Origin of the sequence: Curtobacterium sp. 1310 (assembly GCF_017834105.1) — a bacterium.
GTDB lineage: Bacteria > Actinomycetota > Actinomycetes > Actinomycetales > Microbacteriaceae > Curtobacterium.
Genome location: NZ_JAFICY010000003.1, coordinates 406,456 through 426,123, shown reverse-complemented (window position 1 = coordinate 426,123; position 19,668 = coordinate 406,456). Strand labels below are relative to the sequence as shown.

Annotated in this window: 21 protein-coding genes; 13 read left to right on the top strand and 8 right to left on the bottom strand. The window is 72.9% G+C overall.

Translation table 11 applies throughout. The features are described 5' to 3' along the window. Positions 1–15 precede the first annotated feature (15 nt). Together rpoB and JOD95_RS10370 are read right to left on the bottom strand one after the other, a co-directional pair. Positions 16–3,504 (bottom strand): DNA-directed RNA polymerase subunit beta, encoded by a 3,489-nt coding sequence (gene rpoB / locus JOD95_RS10375; protein WP_066657077.1) that lies wholly within the window; start codon positions 3,502–3,504, stop codon positions 16–18. Between the two features lie 347 nt (positions 3,505–3,851). Next, positions 3,852–4,427: a hypothetical protein gene (locus JOD95_RS10370; protein ID WP_066657079.1), complete on the bottom strand. Its 576-nt coding sequence runs from the start codon at positions 4,425–4,427 to the stop codon at positions 3,852–3,854. 338 nt (positions 4,428–4,765) lie between these two features. Between JOD95_RS10370 and JOD95_RS10365 the strand changes: the two genes are divergently transcribed. The 6 genes from JOD95_RS10365 (at position 4,766) to JOD95_RS10340 (ending at position 10,219) form a co-directional block, all read left to right on the top strand. After that, entirely contained in the window at positions 4,766–5,608 is an 843-nt protein-coding gene (locus tag JOD95_RS10365) for a spermidine synthase (RefSeq protein WP_066657081.1), read from the top strand. A gap of 180 nt (positions 5,609–5,788) precedes the next feature. Next, a complete protein-coding gene (locus JOD95_RS10360; RefSeq protein WP_209684896.1) occupies positions 5,789–6,628 on the top strand; it encodes a DUF4064 domain-containing protein in 840 nt (279 codons plus the stop codon). Between the two features lie 135 nt (positions 6,629–6,763). Beyond that, on the top strand, positions 6,764–7,630 hold the full coding sequence (locus tag JOD95_RS10355) for a hypothetical protein (RefSeq protein ID WP_209684895.1): 867 nt from the start codon (positions 6,764–6,766) through the stop codon (positions 7,628–7,630). Further along, complete coding sequence (locus JOD95_RS10350) at positions 7,627–8,106, top strand: SprT-like domain-containing protein (protein WP_209684894.1); 480 nt, start codon at positions 7,627–7,629, stop codon at positions 8,104–8,106. The genes JOD95_RS10355 and JOD95_RS10350 overlap by 4 nt, the downstream gene beginning before the upstream one ends. Positions 8,107–8,153: 47 nt before the next feature. Then, positions 8,154–8,855: a CGNR zinc finger domain-containing protein gene (locus JOD95_RS10345; protein ID WP_066657096.1), complete on the top strand. Its 702-nt coding sequence runs from the start codon at positions 8,154–8,156 to the stop codon at positions 8,853–8,855. Between the two features lie 74 nt (positions 8,856–8,929). Continuing rightward, entirely contained in the window at positions 8,930–10,219 is a 1,290-nt protein-coding gene (locus JOD95_RS10340) for an Nramp family divalent metal transporter (protein ID WP_209684893.1), read from the top strand. 35 nt (positions 10,220–10,254) lie between these two features. Here the strand turns inward: JOD95_RS10340 and JOD95_RS10335 are convergent, their stop codons facing one another. Beyond that, a complete protein-coding gene (locus tag JOD95_RS10335) occupies positions 10,255–10,554 on the bottom strand; it encodes a DUF427 domain-containing protein (RefSeq protein ID WP_209684892.1) in 300 nt (99 codons plus the stop codon). A gap of 55 nt (positions 10,555–10,609) precedes the next feature. Then, entirely contained in the window at positions 10,610–11,215 is a 606-nt protein-coding gene (locus JOD95_RS10330) for a hypothetical protein (RefSeq protein WP_209684891.1), read from the bottom strand. A 139-nt stretch (positions 11,216–11,354) separates the two neighbouring features. Here JOD95_RS10330 and JOD95_RS10325 point away from each other — a divergent pair, with 139 nt between their 5' ends. Both JOD95_RS10325 and JOD95_RS10320 read left to right on the top strand, forming a co-directional pair. Next, positions 11,355–11,987, top strand: coding sequence for a GNAT family N-acetyltransferase (locus tag JOD95_RS10325; RefSeq protein ID WP_066657099.1), 633 nt, complete (start codon positions 11,355–11,357; stop codon positions 11,985–11,987). 74 nt (positions 11,988–12,061) lie between these two features. Continuing rightward, positions 12,062–12,544, top strand: a complete 483-nt coding sequence (locus tag JOD95_RS10320) for a hypothetical protein (protein ID WP_066657101.1) — start codon at positions 12,062–12,064, stop codon at positions 12,542–12,544. 13 nt (positions 12,545–12,557) lie between these two features. Here the strand turns inward: JOD95_RS10320 and JOD95_RS10315 are convergent, their stop codons facing one another. After that, positions 12,558–12,884 (bottom strand): hypothetical protein, encoded by a 327-nt coding sequence (locus JOD95_RS10315; protein WP_066657103.1) that lies wholly within the window; start codon positions 12,882–12,884, stop codon positions 12,558–12,560. A 272-nt stretch (positions 12,885–13,156) separates the two neighbouring features. Here JOD95_RS10315 and JOD95_RS10310 point away from each other — a divergent pair, with 272 nt between their 5' ends. After that, the gene (locus tag JOD95_RS10310) at positions 13,157–13,726 is read left to right on the top strand and encodes a DUF1684 domain-containing protein (protein WP_209684941.1); all 570 of its coding nucleotides are present in this window, start codon (positions 13,157–13,159) and stop codon (positions 13,724–13,726) included. Between the two features lie 46 nt (positions 13,727–13,772). Then, the gene (locus JOD95_RS10305; protein WP_066657105.1) at positions 13,773–14,132 is read left to right on the top strand and encodes a GntR family transcriptional regulator; all 360 of its coding nucleotides are present in this window, start codon (positions 13,773–13,775) and stop codon (positions 14,130–14,132) included. Between the two features lie 174 nt (positions 14,133–14,306). Here the strand turns inward: JOD95_RS10305 and JOD95_RS10300 are convergent, their stop codons facing one another. After that, complete coding sequence (locus JOD95_RS10300) at positions 14,307–15,146, bottom strand: endo alpha-1,4 polygalactosaminidase (protein WP_209684890.1); 840 nt, start codon at positions 15,144–15,146, stop codon at positions 14,307–14,309. Positions 15,147–15,440: 294 nt separating this feature from the next. Here JOD95_RS10300 and JOD95_RS10295 point away from each other — a divergent pair, with 294 nt between their 5' ends. Further along, positions 15,441–17,120, top strand: a complete 1,680-nt coding sequence (locus JOD95_RS10295; protein ID WP_209684889.1) for a DEAD/DEAH box helicase — start codon at positions 15,441–15,443, stop codon at positions 17,118–17,120. A 141-nt stretch (positions 17,121–17,261) separates the two neighbouring features. Then, on the top strand, positions 17,262–17,462 hold the full coding sequence (locus tag JOD95_RS10290; protein WP_066657109.1) for a CsbD family protein: 201 nt from the start codon (positions 17,262–17,264) through the stop codon (positions 17,460–17,462). Positions 17,463–17,585: 123 nt separating this feature from the next. On the opposite strand, the gene JOD95_RS10285 is transcribed toward JOD95_RS10290, so the two are convergent. Further along, a complete protein-coding gene (locus JOD95_RS10285) occupies positions 17,586–18,128 on the bottom strand; it encodes an NUDIX hydrolase family protein (RefSeq protein WP_066657112.1) in 543 nt (180 codons plus the stop codon). Between the two features lie 73 nt (positions 18,129–18,201). Here JOD95_RS10285 and JOD95_RS10280 point away from each other — a divergent pair, with 73 nt between their 5' ends. Beyond that, complete coding sequence (locus JOD95_RS10280) at positions 18,202–18,822, top strand: alpha/beta hydrolase (protein WP_271826690.1); 621 nt, start codon at positions 18,202–18,204, stop codon at positions 18,820–18,822. 89 nt (positions 18,823–18,911) lie between these two features. On the opposite strand, the gene JOD95_RS10275 is transcribed toward JOD95_RS10280, so the two are convergent. Next, on the bottom strand, positions 18,912–19,592 hold the full coding sequence (locus tag JOD95_RS10275; protein ID WP_066657116.1) for a PadR family transcriptional regulator: 681 nt from the start codon (positions 19,590–19,592) through the stop codon (positions 18,912–18,914). Positions 19,593–19,668: the final 76 nt, after the last annotated feature.

The following is a 19,668-nucleotide window of genomic DNA, read 5'->3' as shown; positions in this document are numbered from 1 at the left end:
TCGGTACGGGCCGGCTCAGATGTCGTCGACGGACGACGACTCGAACCGCGAGGAGATGTTGATGCCGAGCTCTTCAGCGGCACGGAAGACCTCGTCGTCCGTGTCGCGGAGGCTGACCGCCTGGCCGTCCGCCGAGAGGACCTCGACGTTCAGGCAGAGCGACTGCATCTCCTTCATGAGGACCTTGAACGACTCGGGGATGCCGGGTTCCTGGATGTTCTCGCCCTTGACGATCGCCTCGTAGACCTTCACGCGGCCGAGGATGTCGTCGGACTTGATCGTCAGGAGCTCCTGGAGGGCGTAAGCAGCGCCGTACGCTTCGAGCGCCCACACCTCCATCTCACCGAACCGCTGTCCACCGAACTGCGCCTTACCACCCAGCGGCTGCTGCGTGATCATCGAGTACGGACCGGTCGAACGGGCGTGGATCTTGTCGTCGACCAGGTGGTGCAGCTTGAGGATGTACATGTAGCCGACCGAGACGGGCTCCGGGAACGGCTCGCCGGAGCGGCCGTCGAAGAGCTGCGCCTTGCCGGAGGAACCGATCAGGCGCTCGCCGTCGCGGTTCGGGAGCGTGCTGTCGAGGAGCCCCTCGATCTCGCGCTCGTACGCACCGTCGAACACCGGGGTGGCCACCTTCGTGCCGGGCGCCGCGCTGTGCGCTGCCTCCGGCAGGGCGGATGCCCACTCCTGGATGCCCTCGACGTTCCAGCCCTGCTTCGCGAGCCACCCGAGGTGGATCTCGAGGACCTGGCCGAAGTTCATGCGGCCGGGGACGCCGAGCGGGTTGAGCACGATGTCGACCGGGGTGCCGTCCGCGAGGAACGGCATGTCCTCGACCGGCAGGATCGTCGAGATGACGCCCTTGTTGCCGTGACGACCGGCGAGCTTGTCACCCGCGGTGATCTTGCGCTTCTGGGCGATGTAGACGACCACGCGCTGGTTGACACCCGAGCCGAGCTCGTCGTCGCCGTCCTGCGCGTCGAAGACCTTGACGCCGATGATCGTGCCCTCTTCACCGTGGGGCACCTTCAGCGAGGTGTCGCGCACCTCGCGCGACTTCTCGTTGAAGATTGCGCGGAGCAGGCGCTCCTCGGCGGAGAGCTCGGTCTCGCCCTTCGGCGTGACCTTGCCGACCAGGATGTCGCCGGGGCGGACCTCGGCGCCGATGCGGATGATGCCGCGCTCGTCGAGGTCGGCCAGGAGGTCCGGGCTGACGTTCGGGAGGTCGCGGGTGATCTCCTCCTTGCCGAGCTTCGTGTCGCGAGCGTCGACCTCGTACTCCTCGATGTGGATCGAGGAGAGCGTGTCGTCCTTCACGAGGTTCTGCGACAGGATCATCGCGTCCTCGTAGTTGTAGCCCTCCCACGGCATGAACGCGACGAGGAGGTTCTTGCCGAGCGCGAGCTCGCCGTTCTCCGTCGCGGGGCCGTCGGCGATGACCTCGCCCTGCTCCACGCGCTCGCCTGCGGAGACGATGACGCGGTGGTTGTAGCTCGTGCCCTGGTTCGAGCGGTCGAACTTGCGCAGGTAGTAGGTCTGCGTGCCGCCCTCGTCGAGCTGCAGGGTCACGGCATCGGCCGAGACCTCGGAGACGACACCCGCCTTGTCGGCGGTGACGACGTCACCGGCGTCGATGGCGGTGTAGCCCTCCATGCCGGTGCCGACGAGCGGCGACTCGGAACGGAGCAGCGGGACGGCCTGACGCTGCATGTTCGCACCCATGAGGGCGCGGTTCGCGTCGTCGTGCTCGAGGAACGGGATGAGCGAGGTCGCGACCGACACCATCTGGCGCGGCGAGACGTCCATGTAGTCGACCTCGTCCTTGCCGACGAGCTCGACCTCGCCGCCCTTCTTCCGGACGAGCACCTTGTCGTCCTGGAAGTGGAAGTCGTCGGTCAGCGGCGCGTTGGCCTGGGCGACGACGAAGTCGTCCTCCTCCGATGCCGTGAGGTAGTCGATGGTCGTGGTGACCTGACCGTTCACGACGCGGCGGTACGGCGTCTCGATGAAGCCGAAGGAGTTGATCCGACCGAACGACGCGAGCGAGCCGATCAGACCGATGTTCGGGCCTTCCGGGGTCTCGATCGGGCACATGCGGCCGTAGTGCGACGGGTGGACGTCGCGGACCTCGACGCCGGCACGCTCACGGGACAGACCGCCCGGGCCGAGGGCCGACAGGCGACGCTTGTGCGTCAGACCCGCGAGCGGGTTGTTCTGGTCCATGAACTGCGACAGCTGCGAGGTGCCGAAGAACTCCTTGATCGCGGCGACGACGGGTCGCACGTTGATCAGGGTCTGCGGGGTGATCGCCTCGATGTCCTGCGTGGTCATGCGCTCGCGGACGACGCGCTCCATGCGGGACAGACCGGTGCGGACCTGGTTCTGGATGAGCTCGCCGACGGCGCGGATGCGACGGTTGCCGAAGTGGTCGATGTCGTCCACGTCGAGACGGAGCTGGACGGGCTCGCCGTCACGGACACCGTCGAGCGTCGTCTTCTCGGCGTGCAGCGAGACGAGGTACTTGATGGTGCGGACGATGTCCTGCACGGTCAGCACCGAGTCCGAGAGCTGCGCGTCGATGCCGAGCTTGCGGTTCAGCTTGTAGCGACCCACCTTGGCGAGGTCGTAGCGCTTCGAGTTGAAGTAGAAGTTGTCGAGGAGCGCACGCGCGGCCTCGGCGGCGACCTGCTCGCCCGGACGCAGCTTGCGGTAGATGTCCTTGAGCGCCTCTTCCTTGGTGAGGACGGCGTCCTTCTCGAGGGTCGACTCGATCGAGGCGAAGCCCTGGAACTCCTCCATGATCTCCTCGCTCGTCAGGCCGAGGGCCTTGAGGAAGACGGTCACGGACTGCTTGCGCTTGCGGTCGATGCGCACGCCCACCTGGTCGCGCTTGTCGATCTCGAACTCGAGCCACGCACCACGCGACGGGATCACGCGGGCGGAGTAGATGTCCTTGTCGGAGGTCTTCTCCTGCTGGCGCTCGAAGTAGACGCCCGGCGAGCGGACGAGCTGCGAGACGACGACGCGCTCGGTGCCGTTGATGATGAACGTGCCGCGCTCGGTCATGAGCGGGAAGTCGCCCATGAAGACGGTCTGCGTCTTGATCTCACCGGTCATGTGGTTCATGAACTCGGCGTTGACGTACAGCGGCGCGGCGTAGGTCTTGCCACGCTCCTTGCACTCGTCGATGGAGTACTTCGGGTCCTCGAGCTCCGGGGACGTGAACGAGAGCTGCATGGTCTCGCCGAGGTCCTCGATCGGGGAGATCTCCTCGAAGATCTCCTCGAGGCCGGAGTGCAGCGCGAGGTCGGTGCGACCCTGCTCCTGTCCTTCGGCGAGGCGGGCCTTCCAGACGTCGTTGCCGACGAGCCAGTCGAAGCTCTCCGTCTGGAGGGCGAGCAGATCCGGCACCGTGAGGGTGTCCGTGATCTTGGCGAACGAGAGTCGCGAGTGGTTGCGACCGTTCTTGGGGTTGGTGGATGCGTTGGGCGCAGCAGCCAAGGGTGTGACCTCCGGTAGGCCCCGTCGGGCCGGTACTGACGAGCAGCACGTAGGTGAGTGGATTGATCGCTCGGCGCGACCCCGGGACCACCGACACGGAACGCACGACGGCAACGACCGTCGAGGACCTGTGGGATGATCGGTGAGCGGGTCCCGCCGCCATATACGGGACCGGCTGCACCAGGGCGCGTGTTCGACCGCAATATGACGACACACGAATGCCAGGGAGCGCGAACTGTCATCATAGGTCGCCCTGGCGCGCGCTGTCCAGTCCTGGCTTGACCGGATTCGGCGATGGCGTGTATAAGCACACCGCCCGCCCCGGGATTCCCGCAGCGCGGCCCGGATCAGTCCTCGAGCGCGTGCAGCAGCTCCTCCGGGTGCTCGGTCCGGACGAAGGTCACCCGCCCCCGGTCGTCCGTGATCCGCACGCCGCGGCCCGGCGTGAGGATGAGCGCACGCACCCCGCGACCGAGCCGCAGGCCCACCCCGCCGAAGGTGCGCGCGTCCGCGTCGGCCACCGTCACGTCGGCGATGCGTCCCCGCGCGATCCGCCGCGTCGGCAGCGGCCGGAAGTGCAGGACGACGGCGGCGTCGGTCACCGCGATGCCGGTCCGGGCGAGCAGCAGCAGGGCACCGGCCACGAGTGCGACCACGCCCGGCAGCAGCAGCGCGACCTCCGGTGCGTCCCCCGGCCAACCGAGGACGGCCGCGGTCAGCGCGCCCCCGCCGAGCAGCAGCACGGCGCCGACCACGCGCATCCACCGGGGAGCGCGCTCACCGTCGACGGCCACCGGCCGGGAGGCGCGGTGCGGCCGGGCGGACCGGCGACCGTCCGCCGCGGCGGAGCCGGTCCGGCTGCGTGGCACGCCGGCCGGGCGCCGGGCGGGACGGAGGGTGGGGATGCTCAGGGTGTCGGTCATCGCGGGTCTCCTGCGGGAGTCGTGTTCCTGCCGCGGGCGCCCGGGTCGTCGGACGGCGCACGCGTGGTGCCGTGCGCCGTCGCACGCGGGAGGGCGGCGAGCCTCTGGTGGGGGTGCGGGGCGCGCCGACGACGTGCGGGGCACCCGGGCGCGGTGGGGGTCGCGCGGGGTCGTGCCGGTCCACGTCGCGGTCACCCGGACCGGCGGAACACCACGGCCTCGGCCGCACGGTGCTCGACACCTGTCGGGTGACGACGACGAGAACGGTACGTCGTGTCCCTTGACGTCGGCTGGTCGTGCGGAGAGCGGAGGCTCCGCGGTGGTGTTCCATGGGAGGCATGGCTGATGCGTTCGACGGGTTCCGGATCGGTGCGGGCTGGGCGTCGGTGGAGCCGGACCGGCACCGCCCCGGGTCCTTCACGCTCGTGGTGGACGGCACGCCGCAGTCGCACGTCGACCTCGAGGACCCCACGCACCTGGCGTTCGAGTACATCCGGCGCATCGGACACGCGATCGACCTCCTGCCGGAGGGACCGATCACGGCGCTGCACCTCGGTGCGGGTGCACTGACCCTGCCCCGGTACGTCGCCGTCACCCGCCCGGGCTCGCGGCAGCAGGTCGTGGAGCTGGAGCGGGACCTCGTCGAGCACGTGCGCGAGGTGCTCCCGTTCCCCCGCGGCGCCTCGATCCGGGTCCGCTACGGCGACGCCCGCGAGGTGCTCGGCAAGCTGCCGGCCGGCCTCCGCGGCACGGTGGACCTGGCGGTCGTCGACGTGTTCGGCGGCTCGCAGATCCCCGCGCACGTGACGAGCGTCGAGTTCTACCGCTCCGTCGCCGAGTTCCTCTCGCCCACCGGGATCGTCGCCGTGAACGTCGCGGACGGGGCCGGCCTGGCCTTCGCACGCGGGCAGGCATCGACGCTGCAGGCCGTGCTGCCGTCGGTCGCGGCCGTCGCCGACACCGGCATGCTCAAGGGGCGGCGGTTCGGCAACATCGTGCTGCTCGGGTCGCGGACCGACCTCCCCGTGGCGGACATGCCCCGGCGCTACTCGTCCGACCCGATGCCGGCGAAGGTGGTGCACGGGCAGGAGCTCCGTGCCTTCACGGCGGGCGCGCCCATCGTCACCGACGCGACCGCGGTCGCGTCCCCCGAACCGAACCGCAGCGTCTTCGGCGGCTGAGCCCGCGGTCGCGTCCCGACCACACGCCGGACGGGAGGCCCGGTGCCGGTCCGGTGCCGGGCCTCCCGGCCGTGGGACGGGTACAGGAGCGCCGAGTCCCCCTGAACACGTCGGGCATCCGGCTGCCAGGATGGGGGACAACGACCGCGCGACCGCGCGACCGACCGAGGGAGTCCCCTGATGACGAACGACGACCGGAGCAACGAGGACCGGACGGGCGACGGCGACGCGCCGGTCTGGGGCAGTGCGCCGCAGCGCGACCAGCGCGACCAGCACGACGCACCCCGCTACGGCGAGCGCGTGGACCCGGCACCGGGATCGGCGCCGCAGTACGGCGAGCAGCACCAGGGCCAGCAGCAGTACGGGCAGCAGCAGTACGGCGAGCGCGACCAGTACGGGCAGCAGCAGTACGGCGAGCGCGACCAGCACGGACAGCAGCAGTACGGCCAGCCGCAGCACGGCGAGCACGACCAGCACGGTCGGTACGACCAGCGCGACGGCCGTCACGAGTCCCCGACGTGGGGCGAGCACCAGGGGTCGCACCAGCCCTACGCGGCGTCCTCGGCGCCGGCGAGTGCAGGCAGCCCGGCGTGGCAGTCCTCCGAGGAGACGAAGCCGGCGAAGAAGAAGACCGTCGGCCTCGTGGCGTTCGCGCTCGGGGTCCTGTCGCTCGTGCTCGGCGTCGTCGGCGGTGCCGTGCTGGGCGCCGCGTTCGCGGGCAACGCCGCACTCGAGCAGATCGCACGCGACGGCGGCGGATCGGTGCAGCAGCAGGAACAGCTGCAGCAGCAGCTCATGAACGACCCGTCCGCGATGAGCCAGCTCGGCGGCGGGGCGATCATCATCCTCATCGCAGCCGTCCTCGGCCTGTGGGCCCTGGTGCAGGGCATCATCGCGGCGGTCGCGGGCCGGGGTCGCGTCTGGGGTGTCCTCGCGATCATCCTCGCCGTCGTCGCCACCTTCGCGACGTTCATCGCGGTCAGCATCGCCGCGGCTGCCGCGGTCACCGGCGGCAACTGATCCACGAGTGCCACCGACGGCCCGTCCCGCCGCAGCGGGGCGGGCCGTTCCGCGTCCCGGACCGGTCCGCGTTCTCGGACCCCCCGTGCGCGTGGCACCGCCCGCTCACGGGAGCCCGCGGTTACCCTCGAACCGATGTCCCTCCCGCCTGACGACAGCCAGCAACCCGACCGCGCTCGGGAACCCCGTCACGCCGCGCCGGGCGACTCCGCCCCGGTCACCGCGGGTGTGAGCCCGGGGAGCACCTTCGCGCCGATCAGCCTGCGGCCGGCCGTCGACGCCGACGCCGTGCAGCAGCGGCTGCGCGACCTCGGGCAGAGCCGGAGCACCGAGGCCCTGGCGGAGCGGGCCGAGCTCCTCCGCCTGCTCGGCCGGCTCGACGAGTCGCTCGTCGTCGCGGAGGAGGTCTTCCGGCTGACGATGTTCACCGGTGAGCGGTCGGACAAGGTCGCCGCGCGCATCCGCCGTGCGCACGTGCTGCACGACCTGGGACGCCACGAGCGCGCCGCGACCGAGGCCGCGATGGCGCGCGACACCGCCCGGACCGAGGAGTGGCCGGAGCTCGAGGGCGCCGCCGCCGAGCTCGAAGGCTGGTCGCTGTTCGAGCTGTCACGGTTCGACGAGGCCCGGTCGGCGCTCTCGCGTGCCTACCAGGCCTTCCGGCAGGCGGGGGCTCCGTCGGAGCGCACCGAGGCGCTCCGCACCGCGGTCGAGGCCGCGCTCCGGGCCTCGGTGGCGCAGCCGAAGGCCTCCGAGGACAAGCCCCGCACCGCCCGCGAGGTCGCCGCGCGCCGTGCCGAGGACGACGAGCCGCAGACGACCCGCGTCGCCGAACCGGTGAAGCAGGTCCCGCCGGTCCGTCGCCGTGTGCTCGGAGCACCCGACGCCGCACGCACCGACGCCGACGACATCTGGGGTCGGATCGCGGCGAAGGCGGCGCAGAAGGGTCAGGCGCCGCGCGACGAGCCCACCGACGACCTGCGGGACCCCGGCGCACGGTGACGACGCAGCCCGCAGCGGCGACGCTCGAGCGGGTCCGTGCACGAGCCGAGCACCTGCTGGCGGTGCACCTCGGCCCGGGCGGGTGGACGTTCGCGTTCGACCACGCCAGGACCCGCGCGGGGCAGTGCGACTTCGGCCGCCGACGCATCACGGTGAGCCGGCACATCGTCACCCGGGTGTCGGACGACGACGTGGACCAGGTCCTGCTGCACGAGGTCGCGCACGCGCTCGCCGGTCCCCGTGCCGGTCACGGTCCCGTCTGGCGACGCACCGCGGCGGACATCGGGTACACCGGCTCCCGCCTGTACGACGGGCCCGTCGCGTCGGAGCTCGCGCCGTGGGTCGGCACCTGTCCGGCGGGCCACGAGCACTTCCGCTACCGGACACCGACGCGCCCCCTGGCCTGCGCCCGGTGCGCGCGACGCTTCGACGGCCGGAACCTCATCACCTGGGAGCGGCGCGCGGCTACCGCATGATCGATCCGGCACGTGGAGGCGCGCCGGGGAGCCGTTAGCCTGGGCGGATGCACACGGGGCAGCACATCCGGACGGACAGCGGGTCGTCGTGGTTCTTCGACGCCGGCCGGATCGCCCTGGACTTCGCCCACACCGGTGGGTTCGCCGACGATGCCGACGGCCGTCGCCCTCGCGCCCGGCTCGGTGAGCTCCTCGTGACGCCGGCCGACCTGGACGAGTGGCTCGGCGACCACACCGAGCCGATCGACGTCGGCGCGACGGCGCGGGAGCTGCAGGACGCCCGGGCCCTCCGCGCCGCGATCGGACGACTGGCCGTCGCCGCTGCCCCGGCCCCCGTCGGCTCGTCGGGCCCCGCCGAACGGACCGCGGTCGCCGCCGGGCTCCGCGCCGGTACCGGACGGACCCGGCCGGCACCGGACGACATCGACACGGTGAACCTGTTCGCGGCGCTGCCGGACGTGCCCCCGAGCCTGCCCGGGGGCCGACGTCGGGCGGGCGCGAACCGGGTCCGTCTGGCCCAGGCGCTGTCGAGCGTGGCCCGCGACGCGGTGGCGCTCTTCACCGAGGTCGGCTTCGACGACGTCGCCGCGGACGGACAGGCGACCCGCCTCAGCCGGTGCTCGGCGGACGACTGCGGGCTCGTCTTCTACGACTCGTCGCGTGGCGGCACCCGCCGGTGGTGCTCGATGCAGCGGTGCGGCAACCGCGCGAAGGTCCGCGCGCACCGGGCGCGACGCGCGGCCGCCTAGGGCGCCCTGCCCGGACGACTCGTGACACGCCGAATCTGAGGATTCGGCCCGCCGAAACCTGGCAGGCTGTCGGCATGTCCGACACCGCCGCCGCCCGCCGTGCCCCCTCCGGACGTCTCGACGACGGCACCGGCGGACCCGGTCCCGGTCGGCCGCGTCGCCGTGCCGCCGGCCTCACGCTGCTCGGGCCCGCCTTCGTCGCCGCGATCGCCTACGTCGACCCGGGCAACGTCGCGGCGAACCTGACCGCCGGTGCACAGTACGGGTACCTGCTGCTCTGGGTGCTCGTCGCCGCGAACGCCAGTGCCGTCGTGGTCCAGTACCTGTCGGCGAAGCTCGGGGTCGTCACCGGGAGGTCGCTGCCGGAACACCTGGGCCTGCGGATGCGTCGCACCCCGCGCCTGCTCTTCTGGGCCCAGGCCGAGGTCGTCGCCGCTGCGACCGACGTCGCCGAGGTCATCGGCGGGGCGCTCGCGCTGCACCTGCTGTTCGGCCTGCCGCTCGTCGTCGGCGGCGTGCTCACCGGCGTGGTCTCGATGGCGATCCTGCTCCTGCACAGCCGCCGGGGCACCCGCACGTTCGAGGCGGTGGTGACGACGATGCTCGCGGTCCTGACCGTCGGCTTCTGCGCGGGCCTGCTGTCCGCGCAGGTCTCCCCCGGCGAGCTCGTCAGCGGCCTGGTCCCCCGGTTCGAGGGCGCGCAGTCGGTGCTCCTCGCCGCCTCCATGCTCGGTGCGACGGTGATGCCGCACGCGGTCTACCTGCACTCGGCCCTGGCACGGGACCGGCACGGCGACGTCCCCGCCGGGCCGGAGCGCCGCCGGGTGCTCGTCGCGACGCGGTGGGACGTCGGGCTGGCCCTCATCGTCGCGGGCGGTGTCAACGTCTGCATGCTCGTGCTCGCCGCCGCCACGCTGCCCGGGGTCGCGGGCACCGACACCATCCCCGGCGCGCAGGCCGCGATCGCGGCGAACGTCGGCCCCGTCGTGGGCGTGCTGTTCGCGGTCGGCCTGCTCGCGTCCGGTCTGGCGTCGACCTCGGTGGGCTGCATGGCCGGCGCGGAGATCATGCACGGGCTGCTGCACGTCCGCATCCCGGTCGCGGTACGCCGGCTCGTCACGCTGCTGCCCGCCGTGGTGCTCCTGGCCGTCGGCGCGGACCCGACGATGCTCCTCGTGCTCAGCCAGGTGGTGCTGAGCTTCGGCATCGCCTTCGCGATCGTGCCGCTCGTGGTCTACACGTCACGGCGGAGCATCATGGGCGCAGACGTCAACGCGATGACCACCCGCGTGGTCGCGGGTGTCATCGCGCTGGTGATCGTCGCCCTCAACGTGGCGCTCGTGGTGCTGACGCTGGCCGGCTGAACCCGCCGGACGGCGACGACCGGGTCGTCCCCGTGTCAGTCGACGACGCGGACTTCCTTCCAGAAGGCGTAGTAGCCCGAGTAGTCCTTGCCGACCCGGTCGAACGACGACGGGATCGGCGTGGGGTAGGTCCAGGCGCGGTCCGGCAGCGCCTGACCGTCGACCGTGACGGTGTAGTACTGCGTGTCGCCCTTCCACGGGCAGTGGTACTGGGTGTCGCTCTCCGAGAAGAACTCCGGCGCCACGCTCGGCGGGAAGTACCAGTTCCCCTCGATCTGGATGAGGTCCTCCTGCGGAGCCTCCGCGATCACGGTGTCGCCGACGACTGCCTTCATGACGTGCTCCTTGCGATCAGCGGCGTCCTGGCGACGCCGGTCCCGATCGGGAACGCTACGCCCGGGTGCCGGATTCCCGCAGGACGACGAGCTCGGGCCCCGCGGCGAGCGCCGCGTGCACCGTCTCCCGGTCCAGGTCCGCCGCACCCTCCGCGGCGCTCACGAGGTGCCGCACCGCGCGACGGAGTCCCGTGTACGCGGCGCAGGCGGTGGCCGCCTCGGGCGAGGTGTGGTCGATGCCGACCGTGACGAGGGCGTCGACGACGGCCCCGGCGGCGAGCAGGTCCTCGACCGCGGGCTCCGGCGTCTCCGCGCCGTCCGCCGGCTCCCCGGCGGCGTCCGCGACGGTGACGCCGGGGTCGGTGGTGCGGCCCGCGGCGACGACCGCGACGACGCACCGGTCCCCGCGCTCGGCCTGGAGGCTCGTCACGCGTTCCGCGACCGCCGCCGCGTTGCCGAGGTGGCCGAGCACGACCTCCGGGCCGTCGGGCAGCAGGGCTGCCGCGGCCCGCGCCCGTGCCGCGGGGTCGGCCCCGCCCCCGGACGGTTCCGGCAGGACGTCCACCCACACCACGAGGTGCGTGCCGTGCGCGATCCGGTCGGCACCGGCGCTCCCCCACGCGAACCGGACCTGGTACTGCTCCTGGGTGCGTGCTGCCACCGGTCCACGATAGCCGCGGGCCGTCCCCGTCCGTCCCGGTCCGTCCCCGGCGGTCCCTGTCCGTCCCCACAGGAGCCCGGTCCACAGCCTGTGCCCGCTCGACCCCGCTGTCGGTGCCGCGACCGTAGGATCGGTGACCATGGAGATCGCCACCGTCCCCACGCTGACCGGCGACCGCGTCACCCTCGAGCCCCTGGCGGCCGAGCACGCGGACGACCTGCGGGCGGCGGTGGCGGACGGCGACCTCTGGCGCACCTGGTACACCTCGGTGCCGGCCCCCGACCGGGTCGAGGCCGAGATCGACCGGCGGCTCGGCGAGCACGCGGCGGGGCGGATGGTGCCCTTCGCGATCCGTGACCGCCCGACCGGTCGCGTCGTCGGGGCGACCACCTTCGCGAACATCGACACCGCCAACCGTCGCGTCGAGATCGGCTACACCTTCCTGGCGCGGGCGGCACAGCGGAGCGGGATCAACACCGAGGCGAAGCTGCTCCTGCTCTCGCACGCGTTCGACACCTGGGACTGCATCGCCGTCGAGTTCCGGACGCACTGGCACAACCAGCAGTCGCGGGCGGCGATCGCCTCGCTCGGCGCGAAGCAGGACGGCGTCCTGCGCAGCCACTCGATCGGCCGGGACGGCACGCTGCGCGACACCGTGGTCTTCTCGATCACCGCCACCGAGTGGCCGACCGTGCGCCTGTCGCTCACCGAGCGCCTGCGCACGCGGGACCGTGCCGAGGGCGCACGGCGTCGGGCCGCCCGGCACGCCTGACCCGTCGGACGCACGGGTGCACCGTCCCCCGCGGGGACGTCGCCCGCCCAGCGCCACGGCGTAGCGTCCGCAGCATGCACGTCGGTCTCCGCATCGTCCTCGACGCCCCGGTCGACGCCGTCCGCGACGCCCTGCTGTCGCCCTCGGTGATGGTCGCCGTCACGAAGCCGTTCCTCGTCTACCGCTCACGGTCACCGGAGGGACTCCCGGAGCGCTGGACCCCCGGCGTCCCGCACCCGATCACCGCCGACGCCCTCGGGGTCGTGCCGAGCGGCGACACGCACGTCGACATCGACCTGTACGAGGTCGACGGGGTGCCGGTGCAACGCGACAACGGAGGTGGCACCTCGGGGCTCTTCGGGCGGATGACCATGCGGCACCGGATGGCCACCGTCGACCTCGGTGACGGGCGGACCCTGCTGCTCGACCGGCTCACCTACCGGATGCGCCCCACGCTCCTCGGGGCCGCACTCTGGCCGGGCATGTGGGTCATCTGGCAGTGGCGTGCGCTCCGGATGCGGCAGCTCGCCCCGTCGTGGGGCCGTCCCGGGCACTGACGCGCGACGTCCGTCAGGACTTCGGCTGCTCGTCCACCTGCACGTGAACGGCGTAGTCCGTGCCGTCGACGTCACGCACCTCGACGACGGAGTCGTACACGGTCGTGTCACCCTCGGCACCGATCTCGCAGTGCACGGTGTCCCCCTCGACCAGGTCGATCGGGTCCGTGCCGCAGTCGACCAGCGGACGCTGACCGACCTCGCGTTCGAGTGCGTCGGCCACCACGTCCTCGAACCCCGACGGCGACACCGTCCGGTTCGCGGAGGCGGACACCGTGCACCCGCTCAGGACCGCGACGAGGGTCAGACCCGCCACGATCGGGGCGATCGAGCGGTGCACGCGTGGTGCCGCCCGTCCCGCCGTGGTCCGCGCGGCGGCGGTCCGTCTGGTCGTCGTTCCCCTGGTCACGTCGCCCGTCCCCTCGTCGGTCGCTGTCCGACCAGTGTGCCAGGGCCGTCACGGGAGCACCCGCAGGGGACCGTCCACAGCCCCGGCCCGTCGCTGGCGGGTCCGGAGCACCCGGGCGTACGCTCGTCCTCGTGAGCCAGACGCAGGAGCCGAGGGCCCAGGACCGTGTGCACAGCACCCTCGCCACCGTGGACTGGCGGCGGATGACGTTCGACCTGTACCGCCGGGTGCGGGCGACGGCCGACCCCGAGACCGCGCACGCGATGTGGCGCGAGACCCGCGACGCGATGTTCGCCGAGCACCCGGCCAGTCCGCTGCTCGACGAGGACGCCCGCGACTTCGAGGCGCTGCCCGTGCCCGACTACGACCCCGAGTGGCGGTTCCGCGCGCGCATCGAGTCCGCCGAGCCCCGTGCGATGGACGTGGAGACGGGCACCGACGGCGTCGTGCACTTCGACCGGCTCGGTGTCGTGCGGCTGCCGGGCATCGGCACGCTCGACGTCTGGTCGCACGGCGGCTACGCGGGCGGGCTCTTCGTGCCCGTGAAGGACGCCAGCGCCGGTCGTGCCCGCGGCACCTACGGCGGTGGGCGGTACCTGCTCGACACGATCAAGGGTGCGGACCTCGGCGGCGACGACGGCGAGCTCGTCCTCGACTTCAACTTCGCGTACAACCCCTCGTGCGCGTACGACCCGGCGTGGGCGTGCCCCCTCGCGCCCCCGGGCAACACCGTCGCCGTGCCGATCCCGGTCGGCGAGCAGTACGACTTCTGACACGACGCACGCACGAGCACACGGACAGGACGCAAGGGTGGATCGCATGACGGGACTCGTGGCACTCGACGCGGGCGGCCGGGTGCCGCCCTTCGAGCAGGTCCGTTCGCAGATCGCGGCGCAGATCGCCGCCGGGTACCTGGTGGACGGGGAGCGCCTGCCGAGCGTGCGCGCCCTGGCCGAGGAGCTCTCGCTCGCCGCGGGCACCGTCGCGAAGGCCTACCAGCTGCTCGAGGAGGCCGGGCTCGTGCACACCGCCCGGGGCGCCGGCACGCGGGTGGTGCGGCCGGCCGAGGTGCCCGACGCCGTCGCCGGGGCAGCGCACGCCCTGGCCGCCGCCGCGCGAGCGGCCGGGTTGTCCGCCGACCAGGCCGCAGCGGCACTGCGCGACGCCTGGCCCGCCTGAGGCGACCGCCCGCCGTCCGCGACGCGCGGGGCGGAAGGCACACCGTGCCTCCCGGCCGACCGCCGTGCGCGCCCTCCGCGACACGCAACGTCGGCGAGGTCTCGCAGCGCTGTGCTCCTGCGCACTGCCGCCGACGTTGCGTCGCGCCGGGCGGGACGGGACCGGACGGGGTCCTCAGCAGTGCTCGAAGACGTACTCGTCCGACGCCGGGGTGACCAGGTCGCGGTCCCGCAGGATCGTCATGGCCGGGCGGTCGCGCAGGCGGCACACCGATGCCCACGAGCGGTCGAGCGTGTCCGCGTACTCGACGTCGACCACGCGCTTCCCGTACGCGGCCGTGTAGGCCGAGCACTCGTCGTACTGCACGCACTCCTCGGCGACGACGAAGTCGAAGCCCGTCGACTGCCGCCCGGCCTTCCCGAGCTGCGGCGTGTTCTTCTGCCCGACGGCCAGACCGCGGTCGTGCCCGAGCCGGACGAGCGTCGCCGCCAGCGCGAGGTTCCCCGCGCGGGTCAGTCGCTTCCCCGACCGTGTCCACGAGTCGAGGTTGTCGAACTCGACGGCGGCGAACCCGCGGTCGGCGCACCGCGCGACCGACTTCGTGAGCTCCTTCGTGATCGCGGCGCGCTTCGCGGCGGTCCGGGTGTCGAGGAGCACCTCGTCCGGCCAGCCCGGGTCGGCCACGAGCTCGCCGGAACCGTCGCGCAGCAGCGCCGACGGCGCCCGGCGCTCCCACCCGGCGAGCGCTCCCGGCTGGGTCTGGAAGCCGTTGACGTAACAGACGGAGTACTTCCCGGCGGCCGGGCGGTCGGTGCTGTCCCGCTCGACGATCGTCACCCCGGACGGCGGCGTGTACCCACCGCCGAGCTGGTAGTCGGGGCGCCCCGAGGTCGGCAGGTTCCGGTACGAGGAGGCCGTCGACCCGGCGGGTGTCGCGGCCTCGGCACAGCCTGCGCTGCCGAGGACGGCGACCAGCGCGATCGCGGTGGTCAGGAGGACGGATCGCGTGCGCACCACGGGATCATCGCACGCCCCGTCGCACGCCACGTCGCACGCCCGACGCGAACGGCCCCGGCTCGTTCGACGAGCACCCGCTATGCTGGTGGTACTCGAGGCGCCGATCGCCTCGTGCGTCGTACGGACGCCCCCGACTCCCGACCCTCATCCGGTCGATGATCGCGCACCGACATCCCGGTGCCAGGCTCTCTGCTGCGGCGACCGCGTCAGCCTCTGCTGACGCGGGGTTCCCGCCCGCGCGCCACATGCCAGCGCGCCCACGGCCGGCACGAGCCGGCCCGAAAGGTCACCATGACCAACCAGGACATCCGTTTCTCCGACCTCGGCGTCCCCGCGCCGATGGTCCAGTCCCTCGCCCAGCAGGGCAAGGAGACCGCGTTCCCGATCCAGGCCGACACGCTCCCCGACTCCCTGCAGGGCAAGGACGTGCTCGGCCGCGGGCGCACCGGCTCCGGCAAGACGATCGCCTTCGCGATCCCCCTGGCCGCCCGTCTGGCCGCGAGCCGTCGCCCGCGCCGCGCCGGCCGCCCCCGTGCGCTCGTGCTCGCCCCGACCCGTGAGCTCGCGACGCAGATCGACGCGACCCTCGCCCCGCTCGCGAAGTCGATGGGCCTCAACACGACGACGATCTTCGGCGGCGTGGGCCAGGGCCGTCAGGTCGACGCGCTCCGCGCCGGTGTCGACGTGGTCGTCGCCTGCCCGGGCCGCCTCGCCGACCTCATGCAGCAGGGGCACGTGAGCCTCGGCGACATCGAGGTCACCGTCCTCGACGAGGCCGACCACATGGCCGACATGGGCTTCCTGCCCGGCGTGACGAAGATCATGCAGGCGACCCCGGAGCAGGGGCAGCGCCTGCTGTTCTCGGCCACGCTCGACAACGGCGTGGACAAGCTCGTCAAGAAGTTCCTGCACAGCCCGGTGATGCACTCGGTCGACGACGAGACCAGCCCGGTCGAGGCGATGACCCACCACCTGTTCGAGGTCGCCGACGCCGACGCGAAGAAGGACCTCGTCCGCGCGCTCGCCTCGGGCACCGGCCGCCGCATCCTCTTCATGCGCACCAAGCACCACGCGAAGCGCCTGGCGAAGCAGCTCACGAGCCAGGGCATCCCGGCCGTCGACCTGCAGGGCAACCTGTCGCAGGGTGCGCGTGAGCGGAACCTCGCGAAGTTCTCCTCCGGCGAGGCCCTCGTGCTCGTCGCCACCGACGTCGCCGCCCGTGGTGTGCACGTCGACCACGTGGAGCTCGTCGTGCACGTCGACCCGCCGACCGAGCACAAGGCGTACCTGCACCGTTCGGGCCGCACCGCGCGTGCCGGGTCCTCGGGTGACGTCGTCACCGTGACGCTGCCGGCCGAGCGCCGCGACGTCGCACAGATGATGCGTGCCGCCGCGATCAAGGTCACCCCGCAGCAGGTCACCGCGACCTCGCCGGCCGTCGCGTCGCTCGTCGGCGAGGTCGCGCCGATCCGCCACCTCGCTCCGGAGCAGCCCGCACAGCAGCAGCGCCAGCGGCAGCCGCGTGCGACCGAGACGGGTCTCGCCGAGTCCGCGGGCGGCGGTCGTCGCCGTGGTCGCGGCGGCCGGTCGGGAGGCTCGACGCAGGCTCCCGAGACCGCCTCGACCGGTCGCGGCTCGGGTCGCGCCGCCGGTGGTCGCGGTGGTCGTCCGGTCACCGCGGGGGCTCCGGCCTCCGCTGGTGGCACCGGGCGCGCCGGTGGTGCCGGTCGCGGCAACGGCTCGGGCTCGGGTGCTGCAGCGTCGGGCGGTGCGGCCGCCGGTGGGCAGCGTCGTTCGGGCGGGAGCCGTCGGGCGTCGAGTGACGTCGTCCGTGGCGGGTCCGCCCCGGTGTGGTCGTCCGAGGGCGGCTACGCAGCGGGTCGTTCCGGTGCGGGTGAGTCCGGCGGCGGTCGTCGCCGCGGCGGCTCGCGTCGCGCATCGCGTCCGGCGGGGGCTGCCGACCGCCACTGAGCGGTCCGCTCGGCCGGAGCGACGGTGTCCGGAACCTGGACGCCCGGTGGGAGCACCGGGTGTCCCCGCGCGTAGGTTCTCCTTCACCGACGGCCGCGCGAGTGGCCGACGGGGAATCGTCCGTCGTTGGAAGGAGACCGTATGGCTGGCAGCGAAGAGAACCACACCGGCGAGAAGCTCGTCGGCAAGGTCAAGGAGGGCGTTGGCAACCTGACCGGCAACGACAAGCTGAAGGCCGAGGGTCAGACCGACCAGGCCAAGGCGTCGGCCAAGCAGGGTGTCGACGACGTCAAGGGCGCAGCGCACGGCGTTGCGGACTCCCTCCGCGACGAGAAGCACTGAAGCCGGTCCACGACCGAGCTGCGAAGCCCCCGGAACCGCATGGTTCCGGGGGCTTCGTCGTGTGCGGGCACCGTGTCGGTTCGGTCGCGGGCGCGGCCCGGGAGCGCCGCGGTGATGTGATGGCTAGTGCAGGGCGCCGACCGAGGCGAGGCCGGCGCGCAGGAGTGCGCCGCGGCCGCCCTCCATCTCCTCGGCGACGGCGTCGGAAGCTGCCTCCATCGGGCTCATCCACGTGAGCTCGAGGGCGTCCTGCCGGGGCTCGCAGGTGCCGGTGACGGGGACGACGTACGCGAGGGAGATCGCGTGCTGCCGCTCGTCGGTGAACACCGAGGCGCCGGGGAGCGGGAAGTACTCGGCCACCGTGAAGGGCGTGGGGCTCGCGGGGAGCTGCGGGAACGCCATCGGACCGAGGTCCTTCTCGAGGTGCCGGAAGAGCGCCGTGCGGATCGACTCGCCGAACATCACGCGGCCGGAGACGAGCGTGCGCGCGATCGAGCCGCTCGGGGCGACACGGAGCAGCACGCCGACCTCGGTCACGACACCGAGCCCGTCGGTCCGGACGGGCAGGGCCTCGACGTAGCAGATGGGGAGTCGACGACGGACGTCGGCGAGCTCCTCGTCGGACAGCCAGCCGGAGTCGGGGTCGGGGGTGCGCAGCGAGGCCATGCACCGTGTCTACCAGTCGCCCCGGCGAGTTCGGCGGGAGGCACGGTCGCCGTGGACGGCTAGCGTGGTCCCCGTGATCGATGCGGACATCGTGCAGTGGACCCGTCCGACCGGGGAACGCGCGGGCACGCCCCTGCTCGTGGCCATGCACGGGGTGGGGTCGCACGAGCGCGACCTGCTCGGGCTCGCGCCCGCGCTGCCGTCCGTCTGGACCGTCGCATCGCTCCGCGCACCGATGCCGTGGGGTCCCGGGTTCTCCTGGTACCCGCTCGGCACGCCGGGGTCCCCCGCGCTCGAGCCGGTCGACGCCGCGGTCGCCGGTGTCCTCGACTGGATCGACGCCGTGTCCGCCGACCACCCGCGCATCGGTCTGCTCGGGTTCTCGCAGGGCGGGTCGATGGCGCTGCAGCTCCTGCGTGCCCGACCGGCCGCGTTCGCCTTCGCGGTGTCGTTGTCCGGGTTCGTGGTGCCCGGGGTGACCGACTCCCGCGACGAGGCGGTCGCGGCCGTCCGTCCCCGGGTCTTCCTGGGACACGGCGACCTCGACCCGGTGATCCCGGCCGAGGCCACCGCGCGGACGCAGGCGTGGGCCGCGACGCACACGGACGTGACCGACCGGACGTACGTCGGCCTGCCGCACGCGGTGTCCGCCGAGGAGCTCGCCGACGTGGCCGCGTTCGTCGACGCGTCCTGACGGCCGCTCCCGCGAAGGTGACCGGGTGACCGACTGACGGCCAGGAGGCGCGTGGCGGGGTCGCCACGTGCCTCCCGTCCGGCACGGCGCTACTCGGCGAGGATCTGCAGCAGGTCCTTGCGGAGCTGGTCGACCTTCGCCGTCGCGGCCCTGGTCTGCTCGTCGGAGGCGCTGGTGCGGTACATGTGCAGCACCCCCATCGCCTTGCGGAGGGCCTCGACGAACTCGCGCTGCGTGTCGGGCATGCCCGGCGCGGCGTCGAATGCGGCGGCGATCTCGTCCGCCTTCGCCTCGGCCTCGGCGCGGCCGGCGTCGGTGAGCTCGAAGAGCGTCTTGCGGCCGTCGCCGTTCGAGACGACGAGGTCCTCGTCGACGAGCTGCTGGAACGTCGGGTAGACCGAGCCGGGGCTCGGCTTCCAGGCACCGCCGGTGCGCTCGGCGATGGTCTTGATCACGGCGTAGCCGTTCTGCGGGCCCTCGGCGAGCAGCCCGAGGATCGCGAGGCGGACGTCGCCGCGACGGCGGCGCTCGCGCCCGAAGCCGGGGCCGCCGCCGAAGCCGGGACCGAAGCCCGGGCCGAAGCCGCCGCGTCCGCCGAACCCGGGGCCGAAGCCGCCGCGTCCGCCGTGGTCGTGGTCGCCGCGGTCGCGGCCGGGGAAGCCGTGGCCGTGGTGCTGCCGCGCGCCGCCGAAGCGGGGGCCGCGCGGACCGGTGCCGCGGGGGCCGCGGCGGGGCGTGGTGCTGTCGAGGTCATCGTACGAGGGGCGCATGATGACTCCTTCCTGTCGGTGGTGACGTGAGCTCGCGATGCGTTGTGTTCCTATCGCGATGGGTCAACGATAGATC

What these genes read in the sequence shown, in the direction of transcription:
- JOD95_RS10365 (WP_066657081.1), top strand. Translation starts at nt 4,766, where the DNA reads ATGGCTGATGCGTTCGACGGGTTCCGGATCGGTGCGGGCTGGGCGTCG.
- JOD95_RS10355 (WP_209684895.1), top strand. Translation starts at nt 6,764, where the DNA reads ATGTCCCTCCCGCCTGACGACAGCCAGCAACCCGACCGCGCTCGGGAA.
- JOD95_RS10360 (WP_209684896.1), top strand. Translation starts at nt 5,789, where the DNA reads ATGACGAACGACGACCGGAGCAACGAGGACCGGACGGGCGACGGCGAC.
- JOD95_RS10340 (WP_209684893.1), top strand. Translation starts at nt 8,930, where the DNA reads ATGTCCGACACCGCCGCCGCCCGCCGTGCCCCCTCCGGACGTCTCGAC.
- JOD95_RS10335 (WP_209684892.1), bottom strand. Translation starts at nt 10,554, where the DNA reads ATGAAGGCAGTCGTCGGCGACACCGTGATCGCGGAGGCTCCGCAGGAG.
- JOD95_RS10295 (WP_209684889.1), top strand. Translation starts at nt 15,441, where the DNA reads ATGACCAACCAGGACATCCGTTTCTCCGACCTCGGCGTCCCCGCGCCG.
- JOD95_RS10305 (WP_066657105.1), top strand. Translation starts at nt 13,773, where the DNA reads ATGACGGGACTCGTGGCACTCGACGCGGGCGGCCGGGTGCCGCCCTTC.
- JOD95_RS10370 (WP_066657079.1), bottom strand. Translation starts at nt 4,427, where the DNA reads ATGACCGACACCCTGAGCATCCCCACCCTCCGTCCCGCCCGGCGCCCG.
- JOD95_RS10275 (WP_066657116.1), bottom strand. Translation starts at nt 19,592, where the DNA reads ATGCGCCCCTCGTACGATGACCTCGACAGCACCACGCCCCGCCGCGGC.
- JOD95_RS10325 (WP_066657099.1), top strand. Translation starts at nt 11,355, where the DNA reads ATGGAGATCGCCACCGTCCCCACGCTGACCGGCGACCGCGTCACCCTC.
- JOD95_RS10320 (WP_066657101.1), top strand. Translation starts at nt 12,062, where the DNA reads ATGCACGTCGGTCTCCGCATCGTCCTCGACGCCCCGGTCGACGCCGTC.
- JOD95_RS10290 (WP_066657109.1), top strand. Translation starts at nt 17,262, where the DNA reads ATGGCTGGCAGCGAAGAGAACCACACCGGCGAGAAGCTCGTCGGCAAG.
- JOD95_RS10285 (WP_066657112.1), bottom strand. Translation starts at nt 18,128, where the DNA reads ATGGCCTCGCTGCGCACCCCCGACCCCGACTCCGGCTGGCTGTCCGAC.
- JOD95_RS10345 (WP_066657096.1), top strand. Translation starts at nt 8,154, where the DNA reads ATGCACACGGGGCAGCACATCCGGACGGACAGCGGGTCGTCGTGGTTC.
- JOD95_RS10310 (WP_209684941.1), top strand. Translation starts at nt 13,157, where the DNA reads ATGACGTTCGACCTGTACCGCCGGGTGCGGGCGACGGCCGACCCCGAG.